General features: G+C 62.3%; 13 protein-coding genes and 4 pseudogenes. 11 read left to right on the top strand and 6 right to left on the bottom strand.

Annotation, left to right across the window (positions count from 1 at the left end):
- The first annotated feature begins 27 nt into the window (after window positions 1-27).
- Window positions 28-803, top strand: a pseudogene (locus ACK3BK_RS13900) (ABC transporter ATP-binding protein).
- An 88-nt stretch (window positions 804-891) separates the two neighbouring features.
- On the opposite strand, the gene ACK3BK_RS13895 reads toward ACK3BK_RS13900, so the two are convergent.
- The 3 genes from ACK3BK_RS13895 to ACK3BK_RS13885 all read right to left on the bottom strand — a co-directional run bounded on the left by ACK3BK_RS13895 (window position 892) and on the right by ACK3BK_RS13885 (window position 3,917).
- Window positions 892-2,130 carry an SfnB family sulfur acquisition oxidoreductase gene (locus ACK3BK_RS13895; RefSeq protein ID WP_411382636.1) on the bottom strand — a complete coding sequence of 413 codons (1,239 nt, stop codon included), beginning with the start codon at window positions 2,128-2,130 and terminating at the stop codon, window positions 892-894.
- The gene (locus ACK3BK_RS13890) at window positions 2,102-2,263 is read right to left on the bottom strand and encodes a hypothetical protein (RefSeq protein ID WP_411384474.1); all 162 of its coding nucleotides are present in this window, start codon (window positions 2,261-2,263) and stop codon (window positions 2,102-2,104) included. Before ACK3BK_RS13890 ends, ACK3BK_RS13895 begins: the two co-directional genes overlap by 29 nt.
- A 415-nt stretch (window positions 2,264-2,678) precedes the next feature.
- On the bottom strand, window positions 2,679-3,917 hold the full coding sequence (locus ACK3BK_RS13885; protein ID WP_411382635.1) for an acyl-CoA dehydrogenase family protein: 1,239 nt from the start codon (window positions 3,915-3,917) through the stop codon (window positions 2,679-2,681).
- A 339-nt stretch (window positions 3,918-4,256) separates the two neighbouring features.
- On the opposite strand from ACK3BK_RS13885, the gene msuE reads away from it, so the two are divergent.
- The 4 genes from msuE to ACK3BK_RS13865 all read left to right on the top strand — a co-directional run bounded on the left by msuE (window position 4,257) and on the right by ACK3BK_RS13865 (window position 7,272).
- On the top strand, window positions 4,257-4,817 hold the full coding sequence (msuE, locus tag ACK3BK_RS13880; protein ID WP_411382634.1) for an FMN reductase: 561 nt from the start codon (window positions 4,257-4,259) through the stop codon (window positions 4,815-4,817).
- A 26-nt stretch (window positions 4,818-4,843) separates the two neighbouring features.
- The gene (sfnG, locus tag ACK3BK_RS13875) at window positions 4,844-5,935 is read left to right on the top strand and encodes a dimethylsulfone monooxygenase SfnG (RefSeq protein ID WP_411382633.1); all 1,092 of its coding nucleotides are present in this window, start codon (window positions 4,844-4,846) and stop codon (window positions 5,933-5,935) included.
- A 92-nt stretch (window positions 5,936-6,027) separates the two neighbouring features.
- Window positions 6,028-6,480, top strand: a complete 453-nt coding sequence (locus ACK3BK_RS13870; RefSeq protein ID WP_411382632.1) for a hypothetical protein — start codon at window positions 6,028-6,030, stop codon at window positions 6,478-6,480.
- Window positions 6,481-6,489: 9 nt separating this feature from the next.
- A complete protein-coding gene (locus ACK3BK_RS13865) occupies window positions 6,490-7,272 on the top strand; it encodes an ABC transporter ATP-binding protein (RefSeq protein WP_411382631.1) in 783 nt (260 codons plus the stop codon).
- 146 nt (window positions 7,273-7,418) lie between these two features.
- Here ACK3BK_RS13865 and ACK3BK_RS13860 read toward each other — a convergent pair.
- Window positions 7,419-7,700: pseudogene (locus tag ACK3BK_RS13860) on the bottom strand (NAD(P)H-dependent oxidoreductase); the annotation flags it as partial.
- Between the two features lie 55 nt (window positions 7,701-7,755).
- Between ACK3BK_RS13860 and ACK3BK_RS13855 the strand changes: the two are divergent.
- Window positions 7,756-8,612: pseudogene (locus ACK3BK_RS13855) on the top strand (IS5 family transposase).
- A 329-nt stretch (window positions 8,613-8,941) separates the two neighbouring features.
- On the opposite strand, the pseudogene ACK3BK_RS13850 reads toward ACK3BK_RS13855, so the two are convergent.
- Both ACK3BK_RS13850 and ACK3BK_RS13845 read right to left on the bottom strand, forming a co-directional pair.
- Window positions 8,942-10,036, bottom strand: a pseudogene (locus tag ACK3BK_RS13850) (tyrosine-type recombinase/integrase).
- Between the two features lie 327 nt (window positions 10,037-10,363).
- Window positions 10,364-11,278 carry a LysR family transcriptional regulator gene (locus tag ACK3BK_RS13845; RefSeq protein WP_054893748.1) on the bottom strand — a complete coding sequence of 305 codons (915 nt, stop codon included), beginning with the start codon at window positions 11,276-11,278 and terminating at the stop codon, window positions 10,364-10,366.
- A 209-nt stretch (window positions 11,279-11,487) separates the two neighbouring features.
- On the opposite strand from ACK3BK_RS13845, the gene ACK3BK_RS13840 reads away from it, so the two are divergent.
- From ACK3BK_RS13840 to ACK3BK_RS13820, 5 genes are all read left to right on the top strand, one after another.
- Window positions 11,488-12,510 carry a zinc-dependent alcohol dehydrogenase family protein gene (locus tag ACK3BK_RS13840; RefSeq protein WP_186664207.1) on the top strand — a complete coding sequence of 341 codons (1,023 nt, stop codon included), beginning with the start codon at window positions 11,488-11,490 and terminating at the stop codon, window positions 12,508-12,510.
- Between the two features lie 476 nt (window positions 12,511-12,986).
- A complete protein-coding gene (locus ACK3BK_RS13835) occupies window positions 12,987-14,336 on the top strand; it encodes a hypothetical protein (protein WP_411382630.1) in 1,350 nt (449 codons plus the stop codon).
- Window positions 14,336-15,700, top strand: coding sequence for an aminotransferase class I/II-fold pyridoxal phosphate-dependent enzyme (locus ACK3BK_RS13830; RefSeq protein WP_411382629.1), 1,365 nt, complete (start codon window positions 14,336-14,338; stop codon window positions 15,698-15,700). The genes ACK3BK_RS13835 and ACK3BK_RS13830 overlap by 1 nt, the downstream gene beginning before the upstream one ends.
- A 78-nt stretch (window positions 15,701-15,778) precedes the next feature.
- Window positions 15,779-17,431: a VRR-NUC domain-containing protein gene (locus ACK3BK_RS13825; protein WP_411382628.1), complete on the top strand. Its 1,653-nt coding sequence runs from the start codon at window positions 15,779-15,781 to the stop codon at window positions 17,429-17,431.
- On the top strand, window positions 17,428-19,689 hold the full coding sequence (locus ACK3BK_RS13820) for an ATP-dependent DNA helicase (RefSeq protein ID WP_411382627.1): 2,262 nt from the start codon (window positions 17,428-17,430) through the stop codon (window positions 19,687-19,689). The genes ACK3BK_RS13825 and ACK3BK_RS13820 overlap by 4 nt, the downstream gene beginning before the upstream one ends.
- Window positions 19,690-19,717 lie beyond the last annotated feature (28 nt).

Here is a 19,717-nt window from a genome sequence, read left to right as displayed (position 1 = left end):
CATACAGACCCTAAGAGCAAAGCATCCATCAACCATGCGATTTTTGCACGCACCGTAGGCCAGTCGCTGCTTGCAGTAAACGACATCGAAGTGATCTACGACGGCGCGATTCTTGCCGTGGCTGGAGTTTCACTTGAGGTTGGGCAGGGCGACATCGTCGCGTTGCTTGGTGCCAACGGCTCCGGCAAAGGCACCACGCTGAAGCGATCTCGGGGCTGGTCCATGCTGACCGCGCGCAAGTTAGCCGTGGCGATATCTGTTTCCAAGGGCAGGACACTACCGGGGTGGCGGCGCATCTTCTGGCGTGCCGGGGTATCGCCCATGTGCTGGAGGGGCGGCATGTATTCGCTCACCTGACCGTCGAAGAGAACTTGCGCAGCGGCGGCTTTCTGCGCAGCCCGAAGCGGTGCGAGCTGGAGCAGGAGCTGGAGCGCATCTACTCCTGGATCCCGCGTTTTAAGACCAAACGCAAAGCGCAGGCAGGGCTGACCTCGGGCGGCGAGCAGCAGATGCTCGCCATTGGACGTGCCTTGATGACCAAGCCTCGGTTGGTGCTACTCGATGAGCCTTCGATGGGCCTGGCGCCGATCATCGTCGAGGAGATCGTTGCCATCGTCGCCCAGCTCAACGCCCAAGAAGGTATGAGCTTTCTGGTCGCCGAGCAGAACATCAACGTTGCCCTGCGCCATGCCCGTTACGGCTACATCCTGGAAAACGGCCGGGTGGTGGGTGAGGGCCCTGCCGCCGAGTTGGCGGCGCGGGAGGTCATTCAGCATTTCTACCTCGGTGGCAGGGCTGGCTGATTGGCGCCGACACCTGCAGACCACGCAGCATCCAACCCTGTGGCCAAGCGGTTGCCCTGGCCGCGCCTGAGCGCGGCCAGGGGCGGCTTCAGCTCCAGGGATGGCGCGGCGGCTTGATGCCGTTAAGCAGGTAGTTGCCGACGATGTGGTATTTCCAGCGCACGGGGTCGTGTAGGGTGTGTACCCGGGCATTGCGCCAGTGACGGTCGAGGGCGTATTCCTCCAGGGTCGAGCGGGTGCCGGCCAGCTCGAACAGGCGGTTGCTGGCGAGTATGGCCACCTCGGTGGTCAGCACCTTTGCTTCCGCCGTGCGGATGGAGGCCTCGGCCACGCTCTCCTCGCTGGGTTCGCGTAGCGCTTGGTCGATGGCATCCGCCGCCAGGTCCAGCACTGCCTCGGCAGCGCGCAGACGAATCTGCAGATCGCCCAGTTGCTGGAGTATGTAAGGGTCATCGGTGGCTTTCTCCAGCCCCGAGTCAATCCAGGGGCGGGTATGCCGGCGCACGTAGTCCAGGGTGTCGGCCAACGCTCCTCGGGCCAACCCTGCATCGATGGCCGCCTGGATGAACTGCGAGATCGCCCCGCCAGCCGTGGGGCGGTCGAAGGCTTGCCAGATCGGCACTACCTGGCTGGCCGGCACGCGGACCTGCTCGATCAGCACCGTGCCGCTCGCCGTGGTGCGCTGGCCGAAGCTGGACCAGTCATTGATCACCTTGAGCCCTTCGGTTTCCCGTGGCACGACGGCCAGGTGCGGGCGCCCCAGATCGTCCACGCTGACGATGGGAATCCAGTGCGCCAGCAGGGCACCGGTGGAGAAGAATTTCTGCCCGTTGACCAGGTAGTCGTCGCCAGCGTGAGTGATCCGGGTCTGGAAGTCCGCGACGTGCTTGCCATTGCGCTCGGAGAAGGCATTGCCGAAACGTGTGCCGGACAGGGCGAGATCGAAGAAGAAACGCTTCTGCTCCTCGCTGGCGTCGAAACCGATGTGGGCGAGGATGACGAAGTGGTTCTGCGGCAACTGGCCGAGTGAACCGTCGGCTGCCGAGATGATCTTGAACACCTCGCCGACGGTGCGGTAACTGGCGCCCAGGCCGCCATAGGCTTGGGGCACGATGATGCTCCAGAGGCCGCTTTGCGAGTAGGCCTCCAGCTCCGCCAGGGGCAGGCGGCGTTCGCGATCACGGGCGGCGGCTTCGCGGCGGAAGTCTTGAGCCAGGGCGTGCGCTGCCTCGATGGCTTCGCGCTCGCTGCCAAGACGGTGGGCTGGGATGCTGGATTGGCGCAGCACAATGGTTTCATCACGCTGCTGCAAATGGTTTTCGCTCATTGATGGGCTCCTTCACAAACGGTAGGCGAGGTTGAGGCTGTAAATGGACCGCGGCGCCCCAAGAGTCGGAGAGTTCAAGTTTGGCGCCGTTGTCCAGGTGCTCGTCGTAGAAGTAGGTGTAATTCAACCCCACGCCGACGAAGGGGCGCACCTTGGCACCCGGCGCGAATCAGCCAGGGGCTCTCGGCAGCGAGTATCGGGGCGCTGAGCCCCAGGAGCAGACCGCCGAGCAGAGCAGGGCGGGACCAGGATGCGGAGAGGCGCATGCATGGCTTCCTTTCGAAGTGTGAGGTCGATGCCGCCTCCGTGCGTTCGGTTGGCGTGGCACAGTCCTCTCATCATCTTTCGTGCCACTCTCTAAGGTGCTGAAATTAAAGGAAATGTCTCTTTTGTAGAGTGTTTCGTGGGAGGCAGGTTTCGTAAGTGCTGCTGCTGCACGAACAGGTCATCAGGCACGGCCTTTGGCCGTAGTGGCGCGCTGAAAAAATACGCCACCCGCGAGCCAGGCTCGGGGTAGGCGTGATTGCAGCGGGCGTGGAGAGGTGTTTTCAGCGCTGCTTGGCGCCACCGCCGATCTGCCAGACATAGGGCGGTTCGCTGCCATTGACGTGCCAGTCACCGATGATGCGTTCCTTGTAGATCACCGGGTTGTGCGAGGCGGCGGTACGGGCGTTGCGCCAGTGGCGGTCGAGTTGCCTGGTGGTGCTGGTGCCGGACGCGCCCAGGGTGTTGAACAGGTCGCTGGTGGCGCGCAGCACCAGTTCCACGGCGGCGACTTGGGCCTGGGCCGACTCCAGCTCGGCGGCGATGTTAGCCTGGCGCTCGGCGGTTTCGTCATTGTCGAAGCGCGCCAGGTAAGCCTGCTGCGCGGCCTCGCTGGCGCGTAGGGTGCCGGCCTCGGCGGCATAGATCAGCCCCGAAGCCCTGCCGATAACCTGCAACACCTGTGGATCCTCACTGACTGCTGCACCATTGCCATGGCTGAACACACGCGAACGTTTGCCGGTTTCCTGGCTGAAGTCGCGCACAGCTGCGCGGCCTGAGCCGACGATGACGGCGAGCAGCACCAGTTGGTAGAAGGCCGTCTGGTACTTGAAACGGGTGGCGAAGTCTAAGATGTTCTGTTCCTCGACCACCGCGTTCTCGAACACCGAGGTGCCACTGCCGGTGGTGCGCTGGCCGAAGCCATCCCAGTCGTCGCTTTGGGTGATGCCGGGCTGCTGGGTACGGATTGCCGCGATCACGTCGGCGCCGGTGTCGTCACGGCGGGCGAACAGGTCGATCCAGTCGGAGAAGAGGCTGCCGGTGCTGTAGTACTTGGTACCGTTGACCACCCACTGGTCACCCTGGCGCGAGACACGGGTGATGACGTCGCCAATTTTTACCGCACCTACCTCTGTCCAGGCGCAGCCCACCAGATCGCCTTCAACGAAGCGTTTGAACCAGACATCCTGCGGTGCGCTGGCATGGGCATTGAGACGATCCTCGACAAAGGCGAAGTGCCCGCGCAGCGCCTGCGGCACGTTGGAGTCGGCTTCGGCCAGTTCGATCAGCAGCTGGAGCAATTGCGGCAGCGAGGCCCCCGCACCGCCGTGCTCGACGGGCACGCGCACGGCGCCGAAGCCGGCTTCCTTGAGCCAGCGAATGGGCTCGAAGGGCAGACTGCGGGTGCGTTCGCGTTCCACGCTGCCTTCGGCGATACGCGCGAAGACCGGGCGGAAGCGGGCGGCAAGGGATGGGTAGTCGGTGCCAGTAGATAGATGTGGCACATGGGCTTGAGCGGTCATCGCGGTTCTCCTCGATTGGTGCGATTACGGACCGTGGGGCCCTCGCAAACTCTGTGCCTTTCCAAAAAAAGCATTTAAATCAGTGGCTTGTATTTTATCGCCGACACTCAGACTGTATCGCTGGCAACAGACTGTTGAACGGTTGTTGCCAGGCGGTCAGCTGGGCTTCCTGGCGTCACTGTTGCCTGGCGGTCATTCATTCAACAGCTTGCTTGCGCAGGTGCAGCAAGGGCTGTTTGATAAATCGATCAACGTATTGATTTAAAAGACTTTTATGGGGTGGCACGGTTGCTGCTCAGGTACTCCCGAACGTAGCCCATACGGGCAGGAGGGATGTACATGAGCGCAAGCGTTATCAAAGTCGTGGTGGTTTCTGGCAGCCTGCGTGCGCCATCACGAACTCATGGGCTGCTGCAGGCCCTGGTGGAAAGGTTGCAGGCAAGGTTGCCGAACCTGGACGTGCAGTGGGTGCGTATCGCTGCGCTGGCCGACGTTTTGTCGGGCTCGCTCGAGCGCGACAGCGCCTCTATCGCGTTGCAACCGCATCTGCAGGCGATCGAGCAGGCTGATCTGCTGCTGGTCGGCAGCCCGGTCTACCGGGCTTCCTACACCGGCCTGTTCAAGCATCTGTTCGACCTGGTCGACCATCAGTCACTCAAGGGTGTGCCGGTCGTGCTGGCCGCCACCGGTGGTAGCGAGCGCCATGCGCTGATGATCGATCACCAGCTACGCCCACTGTTCGCCTTCTTCCAGGCCCACACCCTGCCGTATGGCCTGTACGCCAGCGTCGAGGCCTTCGACCAGCATCGCCTGGTCGAGCCCGCGCAGTTCGAACGCATTGAGCGGGTAGTCGATACCGTCAACACCTTCTTCCAGATCCCGGTCGCCACGGCGGCCTGACTTTCCGTGCTACAGGAGATATCGTCATGAGCCAACCGATCAAATTTGCCTACTGGGTACCCAATGTCAGCGGCGGCCTCGTCGTCAGCAAGATCGAGCAACGTACCCATTGGGACATCGACTACAACCGCAAACTAGCGCAAATCGCCGAACGCTCCGGGTTCGAGTACGCGTTGTCGCAGATCCGCTTCACGGCTGGCTATGGCGCTGACAATCAGCATGAGTCGGTGACGATCAGCCACGCCCTGCTGGCCGCCACCGAGAAGCTCAAGGTGATCGCCGCGATTTTGCCGGGGCCGTGGACGCCGGTACTGGCAGCCAAGCAACTGGCGACCATCGACCAGTTCACCGGTGGTCGTGTCGCCATCAACGTGGTGTCCGGCTGGTTCAAAGGAGAGTTCCGTGCCATCGGCGAGCCCTGGCTGGACCATGACGAGCGCTACCGCCGCTCCGAGGAATTCATCCGTGCCCTCAAGGGTATCTGGACCCAGGACAACTTCAGCTTCCACGGCGACTTCTACCGCTTCCACAACTACAGCCTCAAGCCCAAGCCGCTGCAGCACCCGCATCCGGAAATCTTCCAGGGCGGCAGCTCGCGAGCCGCGCGTGACATGGCTTCACGGGTATCGGACTGGTATTTCACCAACGGCAACACCGTCGAGGGGATCAAGGCTCAGGTCGAAGATATCCGCAACAAGGCGGCCGCCAACGGCCATTCGGTGAAGATCGGGGTGAACGCTTTCATCATTGCCCGCGACACCGAGGAAGAAGCCCGCGCTGTGCTGGCGGAGATCATCGCCAAAGCCGACCCGGAAGCGGTCAACGGCTTCGGCAGCGAAGTGAAGAATGCTGGCTCGGCCAGCCCCGAAGGCGAGGGCAACTGGGCCAAATCCACCTTCGAGGATCTGGTGCAGTACAACGACGGCTTCAAGACCAACCTGATCGGCACGCCACGGCAAATCGCCGAGCGCATCGTCGCGCTCAAGGCAATTGGCGTTGATCTGATCCTCTCCGGCTTCCTGCACTTTCAGGAAGAGGTCGAGTACTTCGGCAAGCATGTACTGCCGCTGGTGCGCGAACTGGAGCAGGCGAAGGCCGCATCATTGGCCTTGGCTTGAGGCGCCGCACCATGCACGAGGAACTCGCGGACAACCTGCCGGCCAGCGCCAGCGCGCAGGTGATGTAGCGCTGCGCCACAAGGCACCTGGGTTTGTCGGCATTCGGCGTGGATGGCTACGCCAGCCTGGTCGCGCAGCCGCTGCAAGGTGACTTGCCGATCCTGGCCCGTGGCGAGCTCCCTGCGTTCAGCTTCCATCGCCTGGAAGCCGGGCAGGCCCAGCAGCATTGGCTCTTGCACGCGCAACTGCTCGATGAAGGGACGCGCCTGATCGAACAGGAACGCCTGAGTTCGGTCGAGGAAGCCCTTGCGGCGCGTAGCTTCGCCGCCAGCGGACAGGCACGCTACCTGTTGGCGCCCTGGCTGCTGGCCGGGTTTCGCCTGAATTTCCCGGAAAGCCTGGCGCCCCGTGACAACGACCGCCCCGAGCTGGGCCCAACCCTGGTGCTCGGTACCCACGACAGCTACGGCCGGCTGTTTGGAGTGGCGCAGCAGCGCCTGCACCCATCCACCGCCTGGCTGCAGGCCCAGGTTCAGCCTGCGTGAGTGCTGCCCATGTCGAATCTTCCATTGCTCGAGCTGGAAGGCATCAACCTGTCGTTCCAGGGCGTCAAGGCCATCACCGATATCGGTTTCAGCGTCGCCGAAGGGGAGATCTGCGCGCTGATCGGCCCCAATGGTGCCGGCAAGAGTTCGCTGTTGAACATCATCAATGGTGTCTACCAGGCGCAGCAGGGGCGCATTCGTTTCGCTGGCCAGGAGCGGCGGGCGATGCAGCCGCACGGGGCGGCCCTTGGCGGCATCGCGCGTACCTTTCAGAACATCGCGCTGTTCAAGGGCATGAGCGTGCTCGACAACGTGCTCACCGGGCGCAACCTGAAGCGTCGCAGCTCTTGGCTGGAACAGGCGTTGCGTTTCGGCCGCGCACCCGCCGAAGACGACCGCCAGCGTGCCGCCGCCGAGCGGGTGATTGAGTTCCAGCGTATTCAGCCGTGGCGCGACGAGGTCGTCGGTACCTTGCCCTACGGCCTGCAGAAGCGTGTCGAGCTGGCCCGCGCGCTGGCCGCCGAGCCACGCCTGTTGCTGCTCGACGAGCCGATGGCCGGCATGAATGCACAGGAGAAGCGTGAGATGAGCCGCTTCATCGTCGAGATCAATCGCGAGTTCGGCACCACTGTGGTGTTGATCGAGCACGACATCGGCGTGGTCATGGATATTTCCCACCACGTGGTGGTGCTCGATTATGGGCGCAAGATCGGCGACGGCACGCCCGATCAGGTTCGCCGTGACCCCGCCGTGATCGCCGCCTACCTGGGCGTGCGCCCAGTCGCGGCCTAGCCCGAGTACAGGAGCGTTCCATGGAGTTCTTTCTCGAAGTGTTGATGGGGGGGGCTGCTGGCCGGGGTGATGTATTCCCTGGCGGCCACCGGCCTCGTCGCGCTCGACGGCGGTTTCGGCGAACTCCGTCGCTAGGCGGCGGGCGGTTTGCTGCCACCGGTGGCGGCGAGCAGCACTGGGGTGTCGATCAGTGCGTCCTGGCCGATCAGGTCGAACAGGTGCTTGAACAGCCCCGGGTAGGTGCCGCGATAGACCGGCGCGGCGACGATCAACAGGTCGGCGGATTCGATCTGGTGCAGCTCGTGTTCGACGGTTAGGGCTGTTGGTGTAGGCTCAGTCCTTTGAGCAAGCCCTGTACCAAGAGCGAAGCCGCCGTCTGAACTTGAGCTAGGCTCTGTCTGAAATCCCAAGAAACTGAAATGTGGCCTCGGAACAGCCTGGGTTCTGTACAGTCGCCGGCCATCTACGGAAAGGAATTCTGTGATGGCAAAGCGTTATGAACTCTCGGATGAAGCATGGGCAGTGGTCGCCGACCTCTTTACGGAGGCCCACGTCAGGGGCAGGCCCCGCAGCAGTGATCGCTTGATGCTCGATGGTGTGCTCTGGGTGCTCTGCTCAGGAGCAGCCTGGCGAGATATGCCCGAGCGCTTCGGATCTTGGGCGACGGTCTATCACCGCTTCCGACTCTGGCGAAACCGCGGAACATTCGATCAGATGCTCAGACGATTGCACCTCAGACTCAATGACAAAGGCTTGATCGATCCCCACACCTGGATGATTGATTCGAGCGCTGTTCGAGCAACCCGTGCTTCATCTGGGGCGCGGAAAAAAGGGGGGCTGACGAGCCTGCCGATCACGCTCTAGGCCGCAGTCGCGGCGGCCTGACAACCAAAATCCATATGCTCTGCGACGCCAACGGGATACCGTTGCGCTTCCTTCTCTCTGGCGGCCAAGCCAGCGACATCAGCTATGCCCAGCCGTTGCTTGATGATGTCAGCATCCCGACAAATCAGCGTGGTCGTCCACGCAAACGATGCAAATGGTTGCTGGCTGACAAAGGCTACGACGCCGAGGTCTTGCGCCGTTACTGCGATCGATATCGGATGCAGCCGGTCATTCCACTACGCTCAATGAAACGCAAGCCCAAACCCGGCTTGCCGAGACTGTTTGATCGCCCCAAATATTGACAGCGCAACATCATCGAACGCATGTTCGGCTGGCTAAAAGAGAACCGCCGAATCGTCACGCGCTTCGACAAGCTCGCAAAAAGTTTTGCCGCAATGGTCTCGCTGGCTTGCGTCATGCGGTGTATGCGACGGCTTTTTTCAGACAGAGCCTAAGGGTCAGATGCTCGTACCCATCGGATTTGAAAATGACGAATCATGAATAGATCATTTTCGCCCCGTAGTGGATAGACGCAGGGCGGAAACGTAAGAGTTGTCCGTGACTCCTATATCTTCGAAAATATTGTGCTTTGCCACAATCCATACGGCCCGGGGGCGCCTTCTCCGGGTCGCAATGAGTTGGATGCAGCAAGACCTTCATCAGAGGACTCAGGTGCTGGCTACACCCTGCCTTACTCACGAAATTGAATTGGCTCTTCCTGATAAGGCAGTTGTTGCGATCATGGCAAGAAAAAGTGCACGTAGAGGTTGTACTTTCCCGACAACTACTCTGCTGCTGTATGTTCGGAATTTTTTCGAAGCCGATCGAGGTAGTCCGCCCAATGCTGCGCTGCTTCTCGTCGCTGCGGCAGCAACTGCGCGCGCGCATACACTGCGCCCAGAGCGCCTGGCATACGGTGAGACAGCGACAACTCGAGCACAATCGGATCGATGCCCAAATGCTCGTGAGCGATAGTGCGGTAGGTGGCGCGCAAACCGTGCGCAGTGATGCGGTGTTCCGGCCAGATCCGCTGGTAGGCCATGGCCAGGGATGTGGCGTCAATTGGGTAGCCTGGGTAGACCGGCGATACAAAGACCCAGCCATTGCCCACTTCATCCACCACCCGCCGTTCATGTAGTTCACGCAGCAGCACAAGGGCTTGCTCCGGCAGTGGCACGATGTGTTTGCTCTTATCCAGATGGCGTGTTTTCCCTACTACATAGCGCCAGTCGGCGCTGACCAGATCGATGTCTTCCCAACGCATTTTCACCAGCTCGCCGGGGCGAACCGGCAGCATGACCAGCAAGCGCATCGCAGTGCTCACGCTGCTCGGGTCGAGCTGCTCCAGTCGAAGCAGAAGGTGACCCAAATCGGCTGGTCGTTCGATCGCTGGATTACTGGTCACCACATGGCGAACCTTGAGCTCTTCGGTGTTGCTCAGGGCCACGTTACGCTCCACCCAGCCACGCCCCTCAGCGAAACCGAGCACGGCACGGATGATGGTACGCACGCGCTTGGCCATGGCCAGTGTGCGTGCTCGGCGCAGGGTAGCGATGATCTCGATGATGTGGTCCAGTTTGATCTCGCTGACGGGAATGTTGCCGATCGTGGGCAGGATGTGATTGTTCAAAGCGCCGCGAAAGCCCGCGAGGGATTTGCTCACGAGGTCGTGCGACTTGAAGGCCAGCCACTGTTCGGCGACGTAACTGAATGTGCGTTCCTCATTGAGTAGCTGATCGGCGATTTTCTTGCGTTTGGCCTTCAGCGGGGCGACGTGATGAGCTACGTTCTAGCGCGCGGCTCGGGCCAAGTCGCGGGCGTCTTTCAAGCCAATGTCGGGATAACGGCCGATCGCATACACGTTCTCCTTGCCGTTCAGGCGCTACCTCATCCGCCAGTATTTTGCGGCAGGCTTGTTCGACTTCTGTGAGGCCTGAACATGCAGGTAAAGACCGGGTACCTCGCCGTCGACGTACTTGCCGGGTTCAGCAATGGCACGCAAGAAGGCATCGCTGAGTTTACGCCGCAATGCAGGCTTGGGGAGGGATGTCGTCATGTGCGGGTACTTTTATCGAAATGGAAAAAGTACCCAAAAATATACCCGCAAGCGCATTGGAAATGAGCGGAATAGGACGGACGACTTTGGACGAAGTATCAGCCTAATGCACTGATTCTATTGGTATTTATGGAACTTGATGGAAGTGAGTCACAAGCTATCGGGATCCCCAAAAAACATCTGTATCCGCGACCGCAACCACCGCTCTGCCGGGTCGTTGTCCTGCGCCCCGCGCCAGGCCATGTGCAGTTCGAAGGTACGCACATCCAATGGCAGGTCTTCGGCGCGCAGGCCGCCGGCGGCGGTGAGGGTTTCTGCTGCATAGTCCGGTACCGTGGCGATGATGTCGGTGCCGGCGAGCAGGGTGCCGAGGCCGTTGAACTGCGGTACGGCCAGCACCACATGGCGCTTGCGACCGATTTCCTCGAGGGTTTCGTCGATGAAGCCGGACAGGTCGCCGGCGAACGAGACCAGCGCATGCGGACGGGCGCAGAAATCGTCGAGGGTGATATTGCCCGGTACGCTGTCGGCGCGCAGCAGTTTCGGCTTGCTGCGCCGCAGTACCTTGCGCTTGGCGTTGGCCGGAAGGTCAGCGGTATAGCTCACACCCACCGAAATCTCCCCGGAGGCGAGCAGGGTCGGCATCAGCAAATAGTTGACCCGCCGTACCACCAGGACGATGCCCGGTGCTTCGGCGCGGATGCGCTTGAGCAACTGCGGCAGCAAGGCGAACTCGGCGTCGTCCGACAGACCGATGCGAAATACCGAGGTGCTGGTGGCTGGGTCGAAGTCAGCGGCGCGGCTGACTGCGGTAGAGATCGAATCCAGGGCCGGGGAGAGCAGGGCGAAGATCTCGTGGGCGCGAGCCGAGGGCTCCATGCTTCGCCCGGTACGAACGAACAGTGGGTCGTCGAACAGGTTGCGCAGGCGTGACAGTGCCGCACTGATCGCCGGCTGGCCGAGAAACAGTTTTTCGGCTGCACGGGTTACGCTGCGCTCATGCATGAGCGTCTCGAACACGATCAGCAGGTTGAGGTCTACGCGGCGCAGGTCGTTACGATTCATCGGTGCGTTTCGCCTTGCTCAGGTGGGTCGGGGTGAATATTAAGGCCAAAGGCTGTTACCCTGCACGGGTTTACGGGGGCCAATGCAGCGATTTGCCCGTAGCCCAATCAATGACAGGCATGTCGACTATTAACGGCCACTGATGGTCTAACGTGCAAAGCCCGGATAAAGTCCGTGGTAATACGAGGTTCACAAAGGCGAGGTATGCGATGTCCCGCATGATCCGTTTCCACAAGTTCGGCCCGGCCGACGTGCTCCGTTGCGAGGAGCAGGCCGAACCGTCTCCCGCAGCGGGCGAAGTGCAGGTGCGCGTCGAGGCCATCGGCCTGAGCTGGTATGACGTGCTCTGGCGCCAGAACCTGGCACCATCGCAGGCACGCCTGCCGGCAGGGATCGGCCATGAAATGGCCGGGGTGGTCACGCAGGTCGGGGAGGGTGTCGACGATATCGTCGTGGGCGACCGTGTCGCCAGTTTCCCGGCGACCAGCCCCAATGAGCATCCGGTCTATGGTGATGTGATCGTGCTCCCTCGCACGGCCATTACCCGTTATCCCGACCACCTCACTCCGGTCGAGGCCAGTGTGCATTACACACCGCTGCTGATCGCCTACTTCGCCTACGTCGACCTGGCGCGGGCCAAGGCGGGACAGACGGCACTGGTCACCGATGCCAGCCATTGCGCAGGCCCTGCCTTCGTGCAGTTGGGCAAGGCCTTGGGCTTGAAGGTGTTCGCCGCCACCAAGGAGCCGGAGCAGCGTGAGTACCTGCTGAGCCTGGGGGCTGACAAGGTGATCGTCACCGAGGAGCAGGACCTGCTGATGCAGATCGGCAAATATACCGATGGCCGCGGCGTGGACATGGTCCTGGATGGCATGGGTGGGCCGCAGATGTCGCTCCTCGGCGATGTCCTTGCGCCTCGCGGCAGCCTGGTGCTGTATGGCCTGCAGGGGGGCAACCAGACGCCATTCCCGGCGTGTGCTGCGTTCCAGAAGAACATCCAGTTCTACGTTCACTGTATTGGCAACTTCACCGGCAAGCCGGAGTTGGGTATTGCCCAGGACCAGGTCGCCCTGCAGCGGGCGTTGCGAGACATTAACCAGTTCACCGCCGACAAGCTGCTGACGCCGCAGATCATCAAGGTCTACCCGTTCGAGCAGGTTGTCGAGGCTCATCGCCTGATGGATGAATGCCCCTGTGGCGGGCGGATCGTGCTGGACATGGGAACTGCGTGATTGCAGCACATCGAGTTGCATGAAAAACCGGGCCTAGGCCCGGTTTTTTTCTGATATTTCCTACAAAAATTTAATTAAGGTCCGACGCAATTAAGGCTGTCGCGTTAATGCTGTTTGCTTGTCATTTCTGATCAGGATTCCATACTCGGGTTTTCTTTTGTTGTATGTAGATCAATACCGCTCTCCTGAATGGTTTTTTTACCTGGATCTGTATCTTTTATTCAGTCGACAACCCTCGATAATGGCTCTGTGATACTTGACGTGGCTCGGCTGAATGAAGCGTGTTGGCGCTGCTGATGCGGCCCAGGGCGCCTGCAGGGGCATTGCAAATGCCTCTGCATTGAGTGAGTGCCGGCCTACTGTTGCCTGGAAATTTCCTAATAACTTGTGGGAAATATCTTGGAAGTGAATCGCGACCTGTTTCTCACGTCGGTGAATGCCGGCTTTCTTTGCGCTCAAGGAATGGAGTGGACCATATGAGCAATATCCATGAGCAGGCCATGCACTACATATATCAGCAAGTACTGGATCGTCTGCTGGAACATATGTCCCAGGCGCAACGGGCCTGCGTTCAATTGCTGATTCAGCGCCTGCTGGTGGCGGCAGGTGGCGTGGAGTACATCGGGGACTTTCGTGTGTTGGTGATACACGGGCATGACCGATGCAACACTCGCCTGCTGGCGTTTCTGCGTGCTGCGCAACTGAGCATCGCGCTACGCGCGCCCCACACGTTTCGCCTGCAAGTGGTGGTCGCTTGCCAGCCCGCACCGGGAGCAGAGGTGCTTGGCGGTCTGGAGAGCACCTTCAGTGCGCTGTTCCTGCAGGATGACCCCCGTGTGGAGTTACTGCTGGCTGGCGGCCAACAACTGCAGCCTTTCAGCCGCCACGCCGCGTCGGCTGCCAGCACATCGTACGAGCGCGAAGCGCTGCTGATGTTCGGTCACCTTTCTGCTGGGCGAGCAGAATCCTTGCTAGGCAGTCGTCTGCACCTTGAACTGGCCGAAACGCTGCGCCGCATCCTGTCCCAAGGGGCGATGCCCAGCGCGTTGGTCACGGCGATCCCTGTGCGGCAGCGGCGACGTTACCTGGCCTGGAGTCGTGCCGTCATGCGTCTGACCGGCGAGCGCGGAAGCCATGCCATACACCAGTGCGCCGCAGTGTTGTGCGAAACGCTGGGGCGCCTGCGAGCACTGGCTGCCAGGCCTACGGAGCACGTCGAGGCGAGAGCCCCGTCATGCCAGGGCCAGACGCCCCTGCGGGTGATCGCGGTCGATGACCTGATCAATGACTCCCGAGGGGAGGACGCGCTGTTTCACATGCTGGGTATCGAGATGCCTGCGTCAGCGCGCGAAGAGCCGCTGGCTGCGTTTTTCGACCCTGCGTACCTGACTCACCTGCAGCGACTGCGCGATCAATGTCTGCTGGGCAGGCGCGACGCCGTCCGGTCGGGGAAGGGCACGGGCAGGCATCTGTTTCAGGAGGCCTATGCTATCGACGACAGCCAGCTGATGTGCCTGTTGTACGCCCCGTTCGCCGAGCAGGGCCGTGGCTTGTTGGCGTTCCTGCAGCGCTGCCATCCGGCGATGCGCGTTGCACTTCCCTATCTGCACCGTGCCCTGCAGGGGCAGCCGTGTCCGGAAGCGGTCGTCCATTGGCTGATCAGTACCAGTGGATTGAGCCTGGCGCAGTTGCGCGTCATCTATTCGGGGGGGCTGCCGCATACGGCATCCCGGCTGGTCGCGAAGCTGACACGGCGTGACGTTCGGCTGCGGCTGCTGGCGCACCCCTTGCCTTGTGCCGAAGCGATGGCGAAGGTCGCCAGTTGATGGGGCGTTCCGTGCGGCGCGAGTTCGCCTATCAGACGGTCTATCGCTACCTCGAAACGCTGATCAGCCATGCCCGCGAGGGAGGGGATCCGCGCTTGCCGTCGCTGCGCGACCTGGCCCGGCGCATGCGGGTTTCCCTGGCCACGGTGCAGTATGCCTACAGCCTGTTGGAGCGCGAGGGGCGGGTACATTCGGTGCCCAAGTCCGGATATTTTGCGCAGGTGCCGGTCAATGAGCCCGCCAGTGCGCCGAGGGCGAGCACCGGCCAGTGCGCACCGTTCATTCTCCCGCCATTCTCATGTGGGGCGCTCGAGCCGCTGTTGCTGGCGCATGAGCGGCGTCTGGCGCGACAGTCTGCGCTGACGCAGACCGGCAGCGCGCTGCTGCGCAATGCGCTGGCCGCCCGCCATACCCGTTCTTCCAGGCAGTTCTGGCGAGCTGAGGACGTGCATCTGGCGACGGATGTCCAGGCGTTACTGCAGACATTGCTGCTTGCGCTGGACTTGCAAGGAGGCACGGTACTGGTGGCGACGCCCTGTTGCTGGCAACAGTTGCAGGTCTTGCAACAGCTGGGGATGCGCGTTGTCGAGTGGCCGCTCGATACCCAGGGTGGTTTGGACCTGGATACCTTGGCACAGCTGTTCAAGCGCGAGACCGTACGCCTGCTGTTGATGCCGTCATGCCTGGCGACCCCTCCGGGACGCCTGGTGTCGCTGGATGAGCAGCGTGAAGTTGCGCGTCTGCTGGCGGGATATCCGACGTGGCTGCTGGAAAACGACCTGGACAGCGACCAGTGTTTCGTTGCGCCACCTGCGACGCGCCTGCGCGACTGGGTCGATCCGCACTGGCTGCTGGTGTTGGGTTCGCTGGAAGGCATGATCGGCGCCGAAGCGCCCTACGCCTATGTACTGAGTCGGCACCCGGCAGTGTGCGAGGCTTTTGTGCGACGCAGTTTCGTGCTACCCCCGCGGCGTCAACAGGCGGTGGCCTGTCTGCTGAGCCGAGGCGATGTGGACAGTCATCTGCAGCAGATGCGCGACCGTCTGCAAATGCGCATGGCGATTCTATGCCATGCCGTCGAGCAGCATCTGGGCAGTCTGTTGGCGTTCAGCGAACCTGAAGGCGGACGTGTCCTGTGGTGTCGCCTGGGCTTGGCAGTGGATGTGCGTCAGTTGGTGGAAGCCCTGAACACTTCGGCGCTGCTGGCGGCACCTGGAAATCTGTTCAGCCTGCGAGACGGCTATGACCACCACCTGCTGCTGGCCTGGCAGGGGGACGATGCCGGCGAACTGGAGCAGGCACTCGAAGCGCTCGGAAAAAGGCTGCAGTGCTTGCGTAGCAACGCACAAGACAGGTCGAACTGACCGTCGATCCGGCGCGCTTGCCAGGTTGCCTCGTCTGTATGTATAACCAGTATTCATGTTTGCCTGCGACGCCATGCCGTGATTGCCCATTCCGTCGAAGATCCGTTCTATTACCTGCACAACTTCCGCCAGGTGCTGAGGTGGGTCGAACACCGATACGCCGATATCCTTGACCCGCACGAACAAGACTTTCTCCGAGTCTTCAGCGGGCTGGCCCAGCCGACGCAGGCACTGTTGGTGCGCATGGTCATGCGCAAGGGCGAGCTGTTTCGCGGCGACCGGCTTGAATATGCCGAGATCGGCGACACGGGCGCAGCTTTGCAGCCTTTGCTCACGCTGGGCTGGGTCTGCGCGAGGCCGATACTGGGCCTAGAGCAGTTGTTCGCCTTGTTGCGCCGGGACGAACTGCTTACCTGCTTTGCCGATCAACTGGCCCATCCTCGCGTGACCAAGACCCAGTTGCTGGCTGCGCTGCGGCCATTGGATCTGCCAGACAGACCACTGTCTGCCTGGTTCGAGCAGGCGCCGGTGCAGATCCTGCAGTGGCGCTTGCAACCCCTGTGCGACCGCCTGCGCCTGTTGTTCTTTGGCAATCTTTATCAGGATTGGTCTGAGTTCGTGCTGGCCGATCTGGGCGTGCTGCGCTATGAGCAGGTGAGCTTCAGTGCGGATTCGCGCGCCTTGCGCCAGCGCGAGGAGGTCGATCTGGCGATGGCCTTGCATGCTTGCGCCGAGCGGCTGGAGCAGGGAGAGGCGCCAAGTACGTTGCTGCAGGCGTTGGAGCGGGCCAACAGCAGCAATCCCTGGTTGGCCAGGCGTCGCGCACGTCTGCTGTTTGCAATTGGCCAGCGCTGCGAGCGGCTTGGGCAATGGGATCTGGCCCTGAGTGTCTACGATGGGCTCGACCACCCCGAGGCGCGCATTCGCCAGGTGCGTGTGCTCGAGCGCAGCGAGCAGTGGCAAAGGGCGCAGGCACTGGCGTCACACATGGCCCAGACCACGGCCAATCCCCTCGAGGCCCAGGCGTTGGCGCGTATGCTGCCGCGCCTTGCACGCAAACTCGGAGGGCCGCCTCGACGCCGCGCGTCTGCTGCCGTGCAGACACTCATCGAACTGGCGTTGCCCGTGGAAATGTCCGCAGTGGGCGTGGAGGAAGCGGTGCGCCTGCACCTGGCGCACGCCGACGGCGAGGTCCATTACGTCGAGAACACCTTGTTCAACAGCCTGTTCGGCCTCTTGTGCTGGGAGGCGATTTTCGCGCCGCTGCCCGGCGCGTTCTTTCACCCTTACCAGGCGGCGCCCCAGGATCTGCACGACAGTGATTTCTCGGTGCGCCGCGCCGCCTTGTTCGAGGCCTGCCTGGGGCGGCTCGACGATGGCAGCTACCGACAGGCGATACGCACCTGTTTTGCCAACAAGCATGGGCTGCAGTCACCGTTCGTGTTCTGGCAGGTACTGAACGAGGCGCTGCTCGAGCAGGCCCTGGCCTGCATTCCTGCCGAGCATCTGAAGCAGTGTTTCCGGCGCCTGCTGCAGGATATTCGCAACAACCGCGCAGGTATGCCCGACCTCATCCAGTTCTGGCCGGGGCAGGGGCGTTACCGCATGATCGAGGTCAAGGGGCCGGGTGACCGCCTGCAGGATAACCAGTTGCGCTGGCTGGACTTCTGCCGTGAGCACGGCATGCCGGTCGCGGTATGCCATGTGCGCTGGTGCGAGGCCGCGTCGTGAGTCTGAGTGTGGCGGTACGTGCGCTGTGTGAGTTTGCCGCCAAGGTCGGCGACCTGGACTTGCGCTTCACGCCGTCGCCCACCGCCCAACAGGGCATCGACGGCCATCGACGGGTTGTTGCGCGGCGCGGTTCTGGCTACGAGGCGGAGGTATCGCTGGAGGGCGAGTACCAGGGATTGCGGGTGCGGGGGCGAGCCGACGGCTACGACCCGGTGCGCAACCGGGTGGAGGAGATCAAGACTCACCGCGGCAATCTCGACCGCCAGCCGGACAATCATCGGCAATTGCACTGGGCGCAGGCCCGCGTCTATGCCTGGCTGTTGTGCCAGTCGCGTGGGCTGGAGCGGATCGAGGTCACGCTGGTGTACCTGGACGTCGACAGCGACCGACAGACCTTGTTCAGCGAGCCGCAGCATGCCGCGCAACTGCAGCACTTCTTCGAGACCTTGTGCCAGCGCTTTCTTGGCTGGGCGCACGCCCAGGCCGCACGCCTGCGCCTGCGGGACAGCGATCTGCAGGGGCTGGCGTTTCCGTACCCACAGTTCCGCCAGGGCCAGCGCCAACTGGCAGAAACCCTGTACAAGGCCGTGGCCACCGGGCGCTGCCTGATGGCCCAGGCCAGTACCGGTATTGGCAAAACGCTCGGCACGCTGTTTCCGCTGCTCAAGGCCATGGCCCCGCAGCAACTGGACAAGCTGCTCTTCCTCACCGCCAAGACACCAGGCCGGGCACTGGCGCTCGACGCACTGCGCCAGATCACCGACACCACCCCGCAGCCCAGCCTGCGTGCGCTGGAGTTGATTGCCCGGGACAAAGCCTGCGAGTACCCGGGCAGTGCCTGTCATGGTGAGTCCTGTCCGCTGGCCAAGGGTTTCTACGATCGGCTGCCAGCGGCTCGCGAAGCAGCGTCGCAGGTGGTGTTGCTCGACCGTGCGGGGTTGCGCGAGGTCGCGCTGGCACACCAGGTCTGCCCGTATTACCTGGGGCAGGAGATGGCGCGCTGGGTCGATCTGGTGGTTGCCGACTACAACTATTATTTCGACGCCCATGCGCTGCTGTTCGGCCTGACCCAACTCAACCAGTGGCGGGTGGCCGTGCTGGTGGACGAGGCGCATAACCTGGTGGAGCGCGGCCGCGCCATGTACAGCGCAAGCCTCGACCAAGGGCAACTGCTGGCCTTGCGCAAGGCCAAGCCGGCGGGCTTGAGCAGCGCTCTGGAGCGTCTCAATCGCCAGTGGAATGCGTTGTACAAGTCCCAGCGGGCACCGTACCAGGCGAGCGACCAATTGCCCGAGGCATTCCTGCGGGCGTTGCAACAGTGCATTGGCCTGATTCAGGAGGCCATGGAGCAGGCGCCTGCGCACGTCGAACCGCAGGTCCTGCAGTTCTATTTCCATGCCCTGCAGTTCAGCCGTGTGGCCGAGCTGTTCGATGAGCATTTCCTGTTCGATGTCAGCCTGCGTAACGGCCCGCGAAACCGTCGTCTGGCAACCCTGACGCTGCGTAATGTGGTGCCCGCGCGCCTGCTTGGCCCGCGAATGGCTGCGGCGCGCAGCGTCACCCTGTTTTCGGCGACGCTAGGGCCTCGGCGCTTCTATTCCGACTTGCTGGGTATGCCGGCAGACACTGCCTGGCTGGACGTGGCCGCGCCATTTCGCGCCGAGCAGTTGCAGGTGCGGATCGTCAGTGAGGTTTCGACCCGCTTTCAGCAGCGCAGTGCGTCCCTGGCGCCGATCGTCGGGCTGATTGGCGAGCAGTACCAGCGTCAGCCGGGCAACTACCTGGCGTTCTTCAGCAGCTTTGAATACCTGGAGCAGGTGATGGCCCTGTTCGCCGAACGGCACCCCGAGGTGCCGCACTGGCGGCAGGCGCCGGGCATGGACGAGGCCGCACGCGAGGGATTTCTGGCGCGTTTCGTGGCGGATGGGCGAGGGATAGGTTTCGCTGTACTGGGCGGGGCCTTCGCGGAAGGGGTGGACCTGCCGGGCACCCGGCTGATAGGTGCCTTTGTCGCCACCCTCGGCTTGCCCCAGGTCAATCCGGTCAACGAACAGTTCAAGCAGCGTTTGGCCCAGCAGTTTGGCAGCGGTTTTGACTACGCGTACCTGTACCCTGGCGTGCGCAAGGTGATCCAGGCGGCTGGTCGGGTCATTCGGGGCGACCAGGATCGTGGCATGCTTTTTCTGATCGATGAGCGCTTCAGTGAGCCGCGGGTGCAACAGATGTTTCCTGGCTGGTGGCATACCGCCGCCAACTGATCCGGCCCCATCGCGCGCCGTTGCAACT

It is taken from the genome of Pseudomonas sp. L7 (assembly GCF_046605565.1).
In the GTDB taxonomy this organism is placed as follows: Bacteria; Pseudomonadota; Gammaproteobacteria; order Pseudomonadales; family Pseudomonadaceae; genus Aquipseudomonas; species Aquipseudomonas wayambapalatensis.
Note: the sequence above shows the minus strand (reverse complement) of the source record. Positions and strands in the feature narration are given on the sequence as shown.